12 protein-coding genes are annotated in these 13,755 nt (G+C 52.9%); 11 read left to right on the top strand and 1 reads right to left on the bottom strand.

The genetic code is table 11. From position 1 onward, the window contains the following. Positions 1-23 precede the first annotated feature (23 nt). The 9 genes from glyQ (at position 24) to KNP02_RS00560 (ending at position 9,905) form a co-directional block, all read left to right on the top strand. Positions 24-917, top strand: coding sequence for a glycine--tRNA ligase subunit alpha (gene glyQ / locus KNP02_RS00600; protein ID WP_371743415.1), 894 nt, complete (start codon positions 24-26; stop codon positions 915-917). After that, entirely contained in the window at positions 910-2,964 is a 2,055-nt protein-coding gene (glyS, locus tag KNP02_RS00595; protein WP_214706230.1) for a glycine--tRNA ligase subunit beta, read from the top strand. The genes glyQ and glyS overlap by 8 nt, the downstream gene beginning before the upstream one ends. A gap of 21 nt (positions 2,965-2,985) precedes the next feature. Further along, positions 2,986-3,615, top strand: a complete 630-nt coding sequence (gene ccpN, locus KNP02_RS00590) for a transcriptional regulator CcpN (RefSeq protein ID WP_214706224.1) — start codon at positions 2,986-2,988, stop codon at positions 3,613-3,615. After that, positions 3,602-4,450, top strand: coding sequence for a pyruvate, water dikinase regulatory protein (locus KNP02_RS00585; RefSeq protein WP_052090136.1), 849 nt, complete (start codon positions 3,602-3,604; stop codon positions 4,448-4,450). Before ccpN ends, KNP02_RS00585 begins: the two co-directional genes overlap by 14 nt. Before the next feature lie 107 nt (positions 4,451-4,557). After that, positions 4,558-6,378 carry a DNA primase gene (gene dnaG, locus KNP02_RS00580; RefSeq protein ID WP_233004389.1) on the top strand — a complete coding sequence of 607 codons (1,821 nt, stop codon included), beginning with the start codon at positions 4,558-4,560 and terminating at the stop codon, positions 6,376-6,378. A 35-nt stretch (positions 6,379-6,413) separates the two neighbouring features. Continuing rightward, entirely contained in the window at positions 6,414-7,508 is a 1,095-nt protein-coding gene (gene rpoD / locus KNP02_RS00575) for an RNA polymerase sigma factor RpoD (RefSeq protein ID WP_034778096.1), read from the top strand. A gap of 132 nt (positions 7,509-7,640) precedes the next feature. Continuing rightward, positions 7,641-7,979: a cytochrome c550 gene (gene cccA, locus KNP02_RS00570; protein WP_021065699.1), complete on the top strand. Its 339-nt coding sequence runs from the start codon at positions 7,641-7,643 to the stop codon at positions 7,977-7,979. 97 nt (positions 7,980-8,076) lie between these two features. Then, positions 8,077-8,793: a tRNA (adenine(22)-N(1))-methyltransferase gene (locus KNP02_RS00565; protein WP_034778092.1), complete on the top strand. Its 717-nt coding sequence runs from the start codon at positions 8,077-8,079 to the stop codon at positions 8,791-8,793. After that, positions 8,793-9,905 carry a Nif3-like dinuclear metal center hexameric protein gene (locus tag KNP02_RS00560; RefSeq protein WP_214706222.1) on the top strand — a complete coding sequence of 371 codons (1,113 nt, stop codon included), beginning with the start codon at positions 8,793-8,795 and terminating at the stop codon, positions 9,903-9,905. The genes KNP02_RS00565 and KNP02_RS00560 overlap by 1 nt, the downstream gene beginning before the upstream one ends. Positions 9,906-9,952: 47 nt before the next feature. On the opposite strand, the gene KNP02_RS00555 is transcribed toward KNP02_RS00560, so the two are convergent. Beyond that, entirely contained in the window at positions 9,953-10,906 is a 954-nt protein-coding gene (locus KNP02_RS00555) for a 4-hydroxy-3-methylbut-2-enyl diphosphate reductase (RefSeq protein ID WP_214706210.1), read from the bottom strand. A 120-nt stretch (positions 10,907-11,026) separates the two neighbouring features. On the opposite strand from KNP02_RS00555, the gene KNP02_RS00550 reads away from it, so the two are divergent. Together KNP02_RS00550 and KNP02_RS00545 are read left to right on the top strand one after the other, a co-directional pair. Next, positions 11,027-12,790, top strand: coding sequence for an ATP-binding protein (locus KNP02_RS00550; protein WP_214706208.1), 1,764 nt, complete (start codon positions 11,027-11,029; stop codon positions 12,788-12,790). Next, positions 12,787-13,725, top strand: coding sequence for a sugar ABC transporter substrate-binding protein (locus KNP02_RS00545; protein ID WP_214706206.1), 939 nt, complete (start codon positions 12,787-12,789; stop codon positions 13,723-13,725). The genes KNP02_RS00550 and KNP02_RS00545 overlap by 4 nt, the downstream gene beginning before the upstream one ends. The last annotated feature ends 30 nt before the right edge of the window (positions 13,726-13,755 follow it).

Below are 13,755 nucleotides of genomic sequence, written 5' to 3'. Positions count from 1 at the left end.
TGGAGGTGTCACATATGAAGCACATGACCGTGCAAGAAATTATTTTGACGTTACAAAATTTCTGGGCGTCGAAAGGCTGCTTGACAATGCAAGCGTATGACGTTGAGAAAGGGGCCGGTACGATGAACCCGATGACGTTCTTACGGAGTCTCGGACCAGAGCCGTGGAACGTCTGTTACACGGAGCCATCACGTCGTCCGGCGGATGGACGGTACGGTGAAAACCCGAACCGTTTGTATCAGCATCATCAGTTCCAAGTCATCATGAAGCCGTCACCGAGCAACATCCAAGAGCTTTACTTAGAAAGTTTAGAGTTGATCGGAATCAACCCGCTCGAGCACGATATCCGTTTCGTCGAAGACAACTGGGAAAACCCGACGTTCGGCGCGGCCGGTCTAGGTTGGGAAGTTTGGTTGAACGGGATGGAGATCACCCAGTTCACGTATTTCCAACAAGTCGGTGGCATCGAGTGTGACCCGATCGCCGTCGAGATCACATACGGTCTCGAACGTCTCGCGTCGTACATCCAAGAAGTCGAGAGCGTGTTTGACCTCGTCTGGACGGACGGATTCAAGTATGGGGACATCTTCTACCAGCCCGAGTATGAACACTCAAAATATACGTTCGAACTTTCAGACGTCGACATGTTGTTCACGTTGTTCGATACGTACGAAAAAGAAGCGAAGCGTGCCCTTGACGAGAACCTCGTCTTCCCGGCTTACGACTATATCCTCAAATGTTCGCATACGTTCAACCTACTCGATGCGAAAGGCGCCATCTCGGTGACGGAACGGACCGGTTTCATCCAACGTGTCCGCAACATGTCCCGTGCGTGTGCTGCCAAATTTATCGAAGAGCGGGAACGTCTCGGTTTCCCACTTTTGAACCAAGAGAAAGCAGGTGCCCTTGATGCGTGACCTTTTATTAGAAATCGGACTTGAAGAATTACCAGCGCAATATGTCCTCCGTTCGGAGAAACAATTGGCAGAGCGTGTGACCGCCTTCTTGACGGACGCCCGTGTCCAGTTCGGGACATTGACCGTCTATTCAACACCGCGCCGTCTCGCCGTTCTTGTCAAAGACGTCGAAGAGAAGCAACAAGACTTGACGGAGACGCTTCGCGGACCGGCGAAAAAGATCGCTCAAGACGCTGAAGGAAACTGGTCGAAAGCAGCCGCTGGGTTTGCCCGTGGCCGCGGTCTCTCGGTCGACGACTTGTACTTCGCTGAAGAGAAAGGTGTCGAGTACGTGTTCGCAGACCGTCACGAGTCAGGACAGGCGACGAGCACGCTGCTTCCGGCACTCGAAGACGTCGTCCGTGGTATGACGTTCCCTAAAAACATGAAGTGGGGCACGAGCAGTCTCCGCTACATGCGTCCGATTCGTTGGCTCGTCGCGTTGTTCGGTGCCGAGCAAATCGATTTTGAAATCGAAGGCGTAAAGACAGGAAACGTGACACGTGGTCACCGCTTCTTGAGTAAAGGTGACGTCACGATCGCCGAGCCGGCCGCCTACGCCGAGACGCTCGAACGCGAATTCGTCGTCGCGTCATATGAAGACCGTAAGGCCCGCATCGAACGTCAAATCGACGAGTTGGCTTCTGAGCAAGGGTGGACGGTTCCGCTCGACGCGTCGTTGCTCGAGGAAGTGACGAACCTCGTCGAATGGCCGACTGCGCTGTTCGGTGAATTCGATGCAAGCTATCTCGAACTTCCGGAAGAAGTATTGATCACGACGATGAAAGAACATCAACGCTATTTCCCGGTCTATATCGGTGAAACGCTTAAAAACTATTTCGTGACCGTCCGTAACGGGAACGCGGACCATCTTCAAAACGTTGCCAAAGGGAACGAGAAGGTCATCCGGGCTCGCTTGGCAGATGCCGTCTTCTTCTATGAGGAAGACCAAAAGACGAAGATTGACGATCAACTCGTCCGTCTCGACCGCATCGTCTTCCATGAGAAGTTGGGGACGACGGGAGACAAGGTCCGTCGGGTGGAACAACTCGCCGGAACGCTGGCGCCATTGTTCAATGCGGATGCAGCCAAAGTGGCGCGTGCTGGTGCCATCCATAAGTTCGACCTCGTCAGCCAAATGGTGTATGAGTTCACAGAACTCCAAGGGGTGATGGGTGAGAAGTATGCGCTCCAACAAGGTGAGGACAAAGAAGTGGCCGCAGCCATCCGTGAACACTATATGCCACGCTTTGCGGGCGACGCGTCACCATCGACGCCAACGGGTGCGGTTCTCGCACTCGCCGATAAATTGGATTCGATCGCTGCATTCTTCGGAATCGGCATGATTCCGAGCGGTTCGCAAGACCCGTTCGCGCTTCGTCGTCAAGCCCAAGGGGTCGTCCAAATTCTAGCGGATTGGAAGATTGCGCTCCCACTCGACAAATTACTTTCACAAGTTGTCGATTCGCAACTTCAGGCAGGACTTTATGATGCCGATAAAGAACAAGTCAAGGCGCAACTAAAAGACTTCTTCATGCTTCGCCTGAAGTATCGTCTCCAAGAACGGCAAGTCCGTTATGACGTCATCGACGCCGTATTGACGACAGAGCTCGCCATCAACCGGCTCGATGCCCGAGCGGATGCGGTTCAAGCCATGCTCGCAAACGATGCGAAACTACTCATTGAGCAATTGACGCGTGTCGTCAATATCGCCAAGAAAGGTGAGGCTGGAGAGGTCGATCCGGCATTGTTCGAAAACAAAGAAGAGAACGAACTCCATGTCGCCATCGAAACGACGCTACCAGAAACGGAGCGAGCCGTCGCGGATGGGGATTATCATCAAGCGATCGCGTCATTGCGCGTATTGGAACAACCGATTAGCGCTTATTTTGAAAATACAATGGTCATGAGCGACGTTGAAGCGATTCGCGAGAACCGTCTGCGCGAGATAAAACGACTCGCCATGACAATCGAGAGCGTCGCCGACTTTAGCGCGCTCGTACTCTGACCAAACTTGAGGGGGTTGGCTATGCAGCTGAATGAGCGCCAACAGAAGATCGTTGAGATCGTCAGGGTCAACGGACCGATCACGGGTGAGCAGATCGCGCAAGAGCTGTCGCTCACTCGCGCCACGCTCCGCCCGGACCTGGCCATCTTGACGATGACTGGAATACTAGAAGCCCGGCCACGTGTCGGCTACACGTTCGTCGGCAAACGAAACTCATCCCTGCTTCGGGAAAAATTGGATTCATTGACGGTCGGCGACTTCATGTCGTCCGCGAAAGTCGTCAGTGACGAGATGACGGTGTATGACGCCGTCGTGACCTTGTTTTTAGAAGACGTCGGTTCGCTGTTCGTCGTCGGCAAGGACAATGAGCTCGTCGGTGTCTTGTCACGTAAAGACTTACTTCGGGCCGCCATCGGCAATCAAGACTTGGATCAATTGCCGGTCAACGTCATCATGACCCGCATGCCGAACATCACGGTGTGCGAGAAGAGTGAGACGTTGATTCGGGCCGGGATGAAGCTGATCGAGAAACAAATCGATGCCATGCCAGTCGTCGAAGAGAAAGACGGCAAGCTGATTGTGCACGGTCGCATGACGAAGACGAACATGACGAAAGTATTGATCGCACTCGCCAACGATGAGTCGTTCTGAGGAGGAATCTGGTTTGACACTGACACAAAAACAACTCGTATTTGTCGTGAGCGATTCGGTCGGGGAGACGTGTGAACTCGTCGTCCGCGCCGCGAGCATCCAGTTTCACGAGAATGCGATTGAGACGCTTAGAATTCCGTTCGTGGAAGATGAACAGACGATTCACGATGTCGTGACACAAGCGCGTGCCCAAGGAGCGGTCATCGCCTTCACGTTGGTCAACGAAGAGCATCGGGCCCTCCTCGTCCAACTCGGACGAGCGCATGACGTGAAGACTGTCGACTTGCTCGGCGACTTACTCGACGTGCTCGCCGGTCAACTCGGAGAGAGTCCGCGCGAGAAACCGGGACTCATCTATCGTCTCGATGAGGATTACTTCCGGAAAATCGAAGCGATGGAGTTCGCGGTCAAGTACGACGACGGACGTGACCCAAGAGGCTTGAAAAAAGCTGATATCGTCCTCGTCGGCGTATCACGCACATCCAAGACGCCACTCTCACAATATTTGGCGTTGAAGCGGTATAAGGTCGCCAACGTACCGCTCGTGCCGGAATCACGCCCGCCGGAAGAACTGTTCGATTTGCCGCCTGACAAGTGCGTCGGGTTGATCATCTCGCCGGATAAGTTGATTTCGATTCGGATGGAACGGTTGAAGTCGCTCGGTTTGAAACCGGAGGCCGACTACGCCCAACTCGAACGCATCAATCGTGAACTCGAGTATGCCCGAGGGATTTACGAACGAATCGGTTGCGAGGTCATCGACGTGACGAACAAAGCCGTCGAAGAGACGGCAGGCATCATTTTACGGATGCTCGACCAATCGAAAGACGATTGAGTACTCGGATTAGTAATCGACTGGTGTTAACGGTATAATAGAGTACTGACATTACAGTGAAACGGAACGTGGTGAACGTTCCGTTTCGTTGCGAGTTTGGATAGGGAGTGGTCGAGTTGCCGCGAATACCGGATGAAGTCATTGCGGAAGTGAAACAAGCCACAGATATCGTTGATTTAATCAGTGAACGCGTTGAATTGAAGAAGCAAGGCCATCGCCTCGTCGGTCTCTGTCCGTTCCACTCGGAGAACAGTCCATCGTTCTCCGTGTCCCCGGAAAAAGGGATGTACCATTGTTTCGGGTGCGGCGCCGGCGGGAACGTGTTCACGTTCGTTATGGAGACGGAAGGACTATCGTTTCCAGAGACGATTGAACGTCTCGCGACGCGGGCGAACATCGCCATCGAGGGCGGGGTGTCTGGCGATGAGGAGTTGTCACGAGACCAAGTCATTCGTAAACAGATGCGCGATGCCCATCGTGTCGTGGCGGATTTGTATCATGAAGTGTTGATGAAGACCGAAGCGGGCGAAGTCGGATTGACGTATTTGCAAGCGCGCGGTCTACAGGAGACGACGATCGGACAGTATAAGATCGGTTATGCGCCTGATCATCGCCGTTTTACCGTTGATTCACTGGAACGAAGAGGTTTCGACCTCGAGGTCATGGTGGAGGCGGGGTTGATTTCTAAGTCGAGGTCCGGTGAATATTTTGACCGGTTTGAAGGCAGAGTCGTCTTTCCGATTGCGGATCGAGACGGCACCATCGTCGGATTTAGCGGACGGGCGATCGATGAGCGACAGCCAAAGTACGTCAACACGGCGGATACGCCCTTGTTCAACAAGAGTGAACTCCTCTTCGGCTTTTCACAGGCACGGGCCACGATGCGAAAGCAAAAACGGGTCGTGCTCGTGGAAGGGAACGTCGACGTCTTGCAAGTCGCGCAAGCCGGGACGAAGGAAGTCGTCGCGTCGCTCGGGACGGCGTTTTCGACGCAGCATGCCCGTGCGTTAGCACGCATGGTCGAAGAAGTGATCATCTGTTATGACGGTGATACGGCCGGACAGGAAGCGACGATGAAAGTCGTCCGCTTGCTCGAGGGCTATCCGCTCGATGTCCAGGTGCTGATGTTACCTGAGAAGACCGACCCGGATGATTATATTCGGACGAACGGGGCGGAGCAGTGGCACAGACTTGTCGAATCGGAGCGTTTATCCGTCCTCGATTTCATGAACCGGACGCTACGGCGTGGGAAAAATATGAATCGAGAAGGAGAACGGATTCGTTTTATTGAATCTATGCTTGTGGAAATCAGTAAAACGGACAATTCGATTCGACGTGATTTATATGTGAGAAAGTTGGCCGACGAATTTGAGATTCCAGTCGAGACATTGTTGTCACGGATGCCCTCGACAAGACCGAAAGAAATCGCACCCCAACGAGTGCCGGAGGCTGAACCGGTTCGCCGGCGTTCATCTAAGACGAATGAACCGCGTTATGTCAAAGCCGAAAAGCTGTTGCTTCGGGCCATGCTGAGTGGTCCGGAGCGGGTCCGCTTCGTCAGGGACCGCCTCGGGCTAGCCTATCAGGACGAAGTGCATCGCATGCTGGCGACGGCCCTCTATGAGATCGTCTCGGAGGACATGACGCATGAAGAATTCGAACAAGTGGCGCCCCCGTTCATGGAGCGCTATTGTGACCAACGTCCGGACTATGCGAATCGGTATGCCGAGATTCGGCTCATGTCCGCACCGGACGAACTGACCGAAGAGGTTTTAGATGAATACATTAAGGTCATAAACAGTTATGAGGAACAGCGTCAAATCGAACGAGCGAAAAGGGAAATCGGACAAGATGCCGAAAGTATAGTAGACCAGGCATCCAAGTTACAAGAATTGATTACCCGGAGTCGTCGTCTTCGTGAACGATGAACGTGAAGGAAGTTTGGAAGGAGTTGAACTGCTAGATGGCAGAGAAGAAAAAAGAGGATTTATTTAACGCCATAGACGAACTCGAGAAATTAGGTAAGAAAAAAGGCGTCGTATCCATGCAAGCAATCCAAGATCGCCTCAGCCATTTCGAGGTGGATTCGGACTTTATCGATAACTTCATTGAAGACTTAGAAGGTAAAGATATCCGCGTCACAGAAGATGCGGCCGATGCCGAAGAAACACCAACCAAAAAAGAGGACGAAGAGGTCGATTTGAACGACTTGTCCGTCCCGCCAGGTATTAAGATCAACGACCCGGTCCGCATGTATTTGAAAGAGATCGGCCGCGTCGATCTCCTCAGTGCGAAAGATGAGACCGAACTCGCGAAACGGATTGAACAAGGGGACGAAGAGGCGAAGAAACGTCTTGCCGAAGCCAACCTCCGTCTCGTCGTCTCAATCGCGAAACGTTATGTCGGGCGCGGTATGCTCTTCCTTGACTTGATTCAAGAAGGAAACATGGGCCTCATTAAAGCCGTCGAGAAGTTCGACTACATGAAAGGGTTCAAGTTCTCGACGTACGCGACGTGGTGGATTCGTCAAGCAATCACTCGCGCCATTGCCGACCAAGCTCGGACAATCCGGATCCCGGTCCACATGGTCGAGACGATCAACAAGTTGATTCGTGTTCAACGTCAACTGTTGCAAGACCTCGGGCGCGAACCGGCACCTGAAGAAATCGCCAAAGAGATGGAACTCACACCTGAAAAAGTGCGTGAGATCTTGAAAATCGCCCAAGAGCCTGTCTCGCTCGAGACACCGATTGGGGAAGAGGATGATTCGCACCTCGGCGACTTCATCGAAGACCAAGATGCGATGGCACCCCAAGACGCCGCTGCCTATGAGCTACTCAAAGAACAGCTCGAAGACGTGCTCGACACGCTCACGGACCGCGAAGAAAACGTGCTCCGTCTCCGTTTCGGTCTCGATGATGGCCGTACGCGCACGCTCGAAGAAGTCGGGAAAGTGTTCGGCGTCACCCGCGAGCGGATTCGTCAAATCGAGGCGAAGGCGCTCCGGAAGCTCCGTCACCCGAGCCGTTCGAAACGCTTGAAAGACTTCCTTGATTAATTGTGTTTTTGAATAAAATGTGAAGTTTTAGAAGAAAGGAAGGAAAATGAGTGATTTTCCTTCCTTCTTTATTATTTTTTGAGTAAAATAGTGATGGGTAGAAATTTGGAATGAACATGAGGGGGAAATACAATGCGTAATCCATTGTTACCGTTTGCAGCGATCGCGATCGTCGCAATCATTGCCATGGTCTCATTATCGTATTTTGGCGTGAACCAAGCTCAGCAGGCTGCTGAAGGTCCGTCGGTCACTGAGATGAACCCGGAAGACTTGTATGCGGCGAAAGGCTGCACAGGTTGCCACGGTGGAAATCTCGAAGGTGGCGTCGGTCCTGCGTTGACAGGCGTCGGCGAACGTTTATCGGCGGAAGAGATCACAAACATCATCGTCAACGGTAAAGGTGCAATGCCAGCCGGTCTCGCGACTGCCGAAGAAGCAGACGTACTCGCGACTTGGTTGCTCGAACAATAAGGGTGAAACGTACTCCTTCTGGGGTACGTTTTTTATTGTCCTGGATATAAATATTCGTTACCCTAATAGTGAAGAAGTAGAAAAAGGAGTTGTCCCTATGCAAGAACAAGTGACGTTAGACCGCCGACTGAAGCAAGTCGTCGATTTCATTCCGAAAGGCAGTGTAGTGGCGGACATCGGCTCTGACCACGCCTACGTGCCATGCTATCTCGTTCAGCAAGGCATCGTCGACCGCGCCATCGCAGGCGAAGTGAACCGTGGACCGATGGAAGCGGCCAAAGCTCAAGTCGAGCTCATCGGAGCGACCGAAAACATCGACGTCCGTCTCGGTGACGGGCTCGCCGTCCTCGAAGCAGATGAGGCGACATGCATCTCAATTTGCGGGATGGGCGGAAGTTTGATTCGGTCGATTTTAGAGAGCGGCCGTGACAAGTTAGGTGCCGTCGAACGGCTCGTCCTGCAACCGAACGTGGATGGACAACATGTCCGCGAATGGTTGCTCGACGCAGGATTCGTCCTAGTCGCGGAATCAATCGTTGAAGAGAATGACAAAGTATACGAGATTCTCGTCGGAGAACGTGGCACGGAGACGTGCTATAGCCTAGATGACACAGAACGCGCGTGGCAGCTCATGTTCGGACCGTACTTGCTCACGACACGCCCAGAGGCGTTCAAAATGAAATGGGGCCGCGAGGCGGACAAGCTCGATTATGTGCTCGGTCAGATGGCGGCAGGTGCCCAAACCGAAGCGCTCATCCGCAAACAGGAGGAGTTCAAGACGTTGCGTGACAAAATGAGAGAGGTGAGCAACTGATGGCGAACGGAAATCATGTCATTCAATTGTTTGAGGAGTTCGCCCCGAAACATCTCGCGGTCGAGGGCGATAAAATTGGTCTTCAAATCGGTACGTTGAATAAACCGGTACGACGAGTCATGGTGACGCTAGACGTGCTCGAGTCGGTCGTTGATGAAGCAATCGAGCGAGACGTCGACTTGATTATCGCCCATCACCCACCCATTTTCAGCGCGCTTGCGCAAGTGAACGATCGCAGTGCCGCTGGCCGGATCGTTATGAAATGCATTCGGCATGACATTGCCGTCTATGTCGCCCATACGAACTTGGACGTCTGTCAGGGCGGGGTCAACGACTGGATGAGTCAGGCACTCGGGTTGGTCGATCCGACGGTGCTCATTCCAACGTATGAAGAACCGGTGTATAAACTGTCCGTCTTCGTCCCGACGACGCATCGGCAAGCCGTGTCGGAGGCGCTCGGCCGGGCCGGAGCCGGTCGTCTCGGAGATTATGAGGACTGTCAGTTCACCGTCTCGGGAGAAGGTCAGTTCACACCACTCGAAGGGTCGGACCCGTATCTAGGCCAACACGGCAAGACGGAACATGTCGAGGAAGTGAAAATCGAGACGATTGTCACGGAGAGCCAAAAGAAAAGAGTGCTTAAGGCGATGACGGACGCGCATCCATACGAAGAGGTGGCCTACGATTTGATTCGTGACGACATTGACGGGCCCGTGTTCGGCCTCGGTCGTATCGGACGTCTCGAGGTGCCTCTCACACTCGCCGCGTTCGCAGAACACGTCAAGACGAGCTTTGACGTCGAAGCCGTCCGTGTCGTCGGCGATCCGAACCGGATCATCGAGAAAGTGGCGGTGCTCGGCGGGGACGGGAATAAATACGTATCGGCAGCCCATTTCAAAGGTGCGGATGCGTACGTGACGGGCGACCTGTACTTCCATGTGGCCCACGATGCAATGGCGCTCGGACTTTCTGTCGTCGACCCGGGTCATCACGTGGAGAGCGTGATGAAGCAAGGCGTCGTCGACGTGATGCGCGAGAAGTGTGAACGTGCGAAACTCGATGTCGAATTGTTTGTTTCGGAAGCCGATACAAACCCGTTCCGCTTCTACTGATGATTAAACGAAAAACCCCCGTCCTCGGTAGAGGACGGGGGTTCATGTCATTTACGGAGCGCCTTCACTTTCGGAAGAATGCTGCGCAGTTCAAGATATGGCGTCTTATCGTGCGTGCTCAAATCGAGCGGGTCATATTGGGTCAAGAAGTCGATGACTTTTTTTGTGATTGGTGTCGGTGTCGACGCGCCTGACGTGACGGCGACCGTTTCGACACCTTCGAGCCAATCCAGGTCGAGTTCGCTCAAGTCGCCGATGCGGTAGGCGTTCGTGCCTGCAATCTCTTTCGATACCTGGGCTAAACGGTTCGAGTTGTTCGACTTCGGGTCACCGACGACGATCAATAGTTCACAGTCACCGGCTTGTTCAGCGACAGCTTCTTGCCGGACTTGGGTCGCGTTACAGATTTCGTTGTGGACCTCGACATGAGGATACCGTTCTTGAATCATCTCAATCAAGGCCGAGACGTCCCATTGGCTCATCGTCGTCTGGTTCGTGACGAGAATTTTTGCATCATACAGGTGAGCCGGGAGCGCCTCGAAGTCACTCTCGTATTGGACGAGATGAACTTTTCCTGGAGCGACGCCCATCGCGCCTTCCGGTTCCGGGTGGCCATGCTTGCCGATGTAGATGACTTCATAACCGACAGCTGTCTTTTCGCGAATCAAATCGTGGGTGACCAGTACATCCGGGCACGAGGCATCGACAATCGTCAAGCCTTTCTCAATGGCACGCTTACGCACGAGCGGCGAGATGCCGTGGGCGGTAAAGACGACCGTTCCACGATCAATTGTCTCGAGCGCTTTCATTCGATCCTCACCGTCGACCGTCTTGACGCCGAGTTCCTCGAATGCTTGGGTGACATGACGGTTATGGACAATCATGCCAAGTATATGGATAGGACGCGGTAAATCTGGGTTGGCCACAGCTTCGTTGGCGAGCTTCATGGCATCGACGACGCCGTAGCAATATCCGCGTGGACTAATTTTTTTAACTTTCATTTTGTAAGGAACGCTCCTTTCGCGATGCTTTCATACGTATTAGTCTAACATTGTTTCGAAAATACGAAAAGATTTCCGTGTATTCATGCTATAATCTTAAGGTTAGAAAGGAGGGACACCGTGGAACGCCTAAGAACATTGCTTGAAGTTCGAAAATCGTACTTCTTTCAGATTACATTTATTATCTTCATTATACTAGGACTTGTCATCTCTTCATTAGCCTTCTCTGCCGACCGCGTGACGGTGTCCCGCGCGGAAGAACTGGCGAAAGAACAATTCGACTACGCGATTGACGGGAGTATCGAAAACCTGGAGACGCGACTCGGTAAACTATACGAAGACTTGGTCTATCTCGGTGCTTACGTCGGGAATGAGACGTATATCGAAGAGCGGATCCGCACCGGTTATTTGAATCAGCGGACGAGCTTCACCTCGATTTTTTATTACGATTTAGAAGGCGATGCGTTCACGTGGTACTCGCAACGCCAAGTACCGGCGCTGACGCTCAAGAGTGATCCGAAATTTAAAGAGGTGCTCACCGGCGGCAGGAACGACTTGTTTATGAGTGACCCGATTTCGATTTCGGGTGACGTTGGGACATATTTATACGTACCGGTGCTTGAAGACAACCGGATGATCGGGATGTTCGGCGGTAGTATCAGCGTGCTCAATTCAGATTTATATCGTCGGATGCTCGAATCGGCAAATGATGACATGATTCTCTACTTGTTGAATGAACGGGGCGAAGTATTGTCGACCTCGTTCAATCTCGTCACGGACGCAGAACGGCGTTTGTCCCGGTCCATCATCGAAGCGACGGACGCCTACGACGTCCGTTCGGTGTTCAGCACGAAAGACGATGTCCTCATGTTTGAGCCCGATGCGCGTGTCAACGGATGGAGCGTCCTCGCAAAGCATAGTACCGATTCGGTCTACGAAGCGGTGTACGCGACGCGTTGGCAATACTTGATGATTACGCTCGTGACATTCTTCTTGAGTATCATGGTCGGTCTACTGTTGTCGAAGACGTTGACAAGTCCGCTGCTCGAACTTGTGCAAAACATCAAGAAACAACAGTCGCTCGAACCGATCCAACTCGAACGGACCGGCTCCAAAGAAGTCGAGACGTTGCTCGATACGTATAACGATTATTCCCGCCGCATGGAGACGGCCCGACGCGAACAGCTCAGTCAACAGCAACTATTGTTGCAGCAAGAGAAGCTCGCCTCGCTCGGACAGCTCGCGGCAGGGATTGCCCACGAGATTCGCAATCCGCTCACGCCGGTCCAAATCACGTTGCAGATGGTGAAAGAAGGACACAGTAGCAGCGACATGCTCGATCTCGCGCTTTCAGAACTTGATCGGGCCAACCATTTGATCACGACGATGCTCACGCTCGCGAAGCCCGACCAGGCGAAGCTACAAGAAGAGTGGCTCGACATGACCGAGTTTGCGAAACGCCTCGAATTCTTGCTCGACGCCGAATGCTATAAGCGGGTCACGAACTGGGAGTTGAACGTCCCGAACGACATGCCGCCGTTTTACTGTTCGAACGACATGCTCGTCCAAATCATCTATAACTTGTTCAAAAACGCGGTCGAGGCCGTCGATACGAAAGGTGCCGACGGCGTCGTGACGGTCACGATTCAATTTACGGAACGGGACTACCACTTCTTGATCGAAGACAATGGGATCGGGATGACCGAATCTCAAGTCAAGTCGGTCGGGTCCGCGTTTTATACAACGAAAGAGAACGGCAACGGCTTAGGGATCTACATGATTCGGGAATACTTGAAAGCCGTGAACGGTCACATGGAAATTGAAAGTGTTGAAGGAGAAGGTACGGCCATGATGATTAAAATCCCAAGGCGGTCGCATCCATGACGAAAGGGTTCAAACATTACTGGCTTTGGCTTCCGATCGTCTGGGCGCTATCGATTCTATTGATTACGTCAATCCAATTACCGGAACGGGCGAGAGAAAATAATGAAGTCGGTTTCGTATTCGTCAGTGAAAAGCATGAGCATGCCAATAAACTGTTGGCCGCGTTCGTCCGGACGGCGAATCAAAAAGGCTTTATCCCTGTCCCGACGACGAGTGAGGATTCCCGTGTCGTGGAGAAAGAAAAATTGGACGCGCTGATCGACCGCGGGGTCGAAGCGATTTTCGTGACAACGCTCGATGAAGCATTCATTCGGCCATCGCTCGAACGGGCCGAACGGGAGGGTATTCCGATTATCGCCATCGATCGGATGATCGACCATGACAGCGTCTTGACGTCGGTCATGTCCGATAACGTCGAGATCGGCCGGATGGCAGCGAACCATATCGCCGCCCAACACGCCGGGCTCGACCGTCCGATTCGTGTCGTCGAAGTGAGAGGGACCGCCAAAGTTCGTTCGACGATCGATCGGAGCCTCGGGTTGACGGAATATGACAAGGCCAACGACAACCTGCAAGTCGTCGCCTCGATCACGGGTAATTACGACACGTTCCAAGCCGAGATCGAGATGTCTCGGTGGCTCGATGCCGGTATTCCGTTCGATGCCGTCTTTTCTCACAATGATGACAATACGTTCGGTGTCGTCCGGGCCCTCGAAAGCCATGGCCTCAGTGACAAAACGCTCGTATCGGTCGACGGTGTGACCGGCATTTATCCGCTGATTCATAGCGGGAAAGTCGATGCGACCGTCGTCCAATCACCGAACGAAATGATCGAGGTCGGATTCAAGGCGCTCGAACATCATTTGAACGGCAAGAAAATTGCGTCACACTACTATTCGTCGAGCTATTTGTACGAGGGGCTCGCAAAAGATTAATTGACAAATGATTAGATTCCGCTATGCTAG

The sequence above is a fragment of the Exiguobacterium sp. s40 genome (genome assembly GCF_018617905.1).
In the GTDB taxonomy this organism is placed as follows: domain Bacteria; phylum Bacillota; class Bacilli; order Exiguobacteriales; family Exiguobacteriaceae; genus Exiguobacterium; species Exiguobacterium mexicanum_A.
This window is presented reverse-complemented; position numbering and strand designations above follow the sequence as displayed.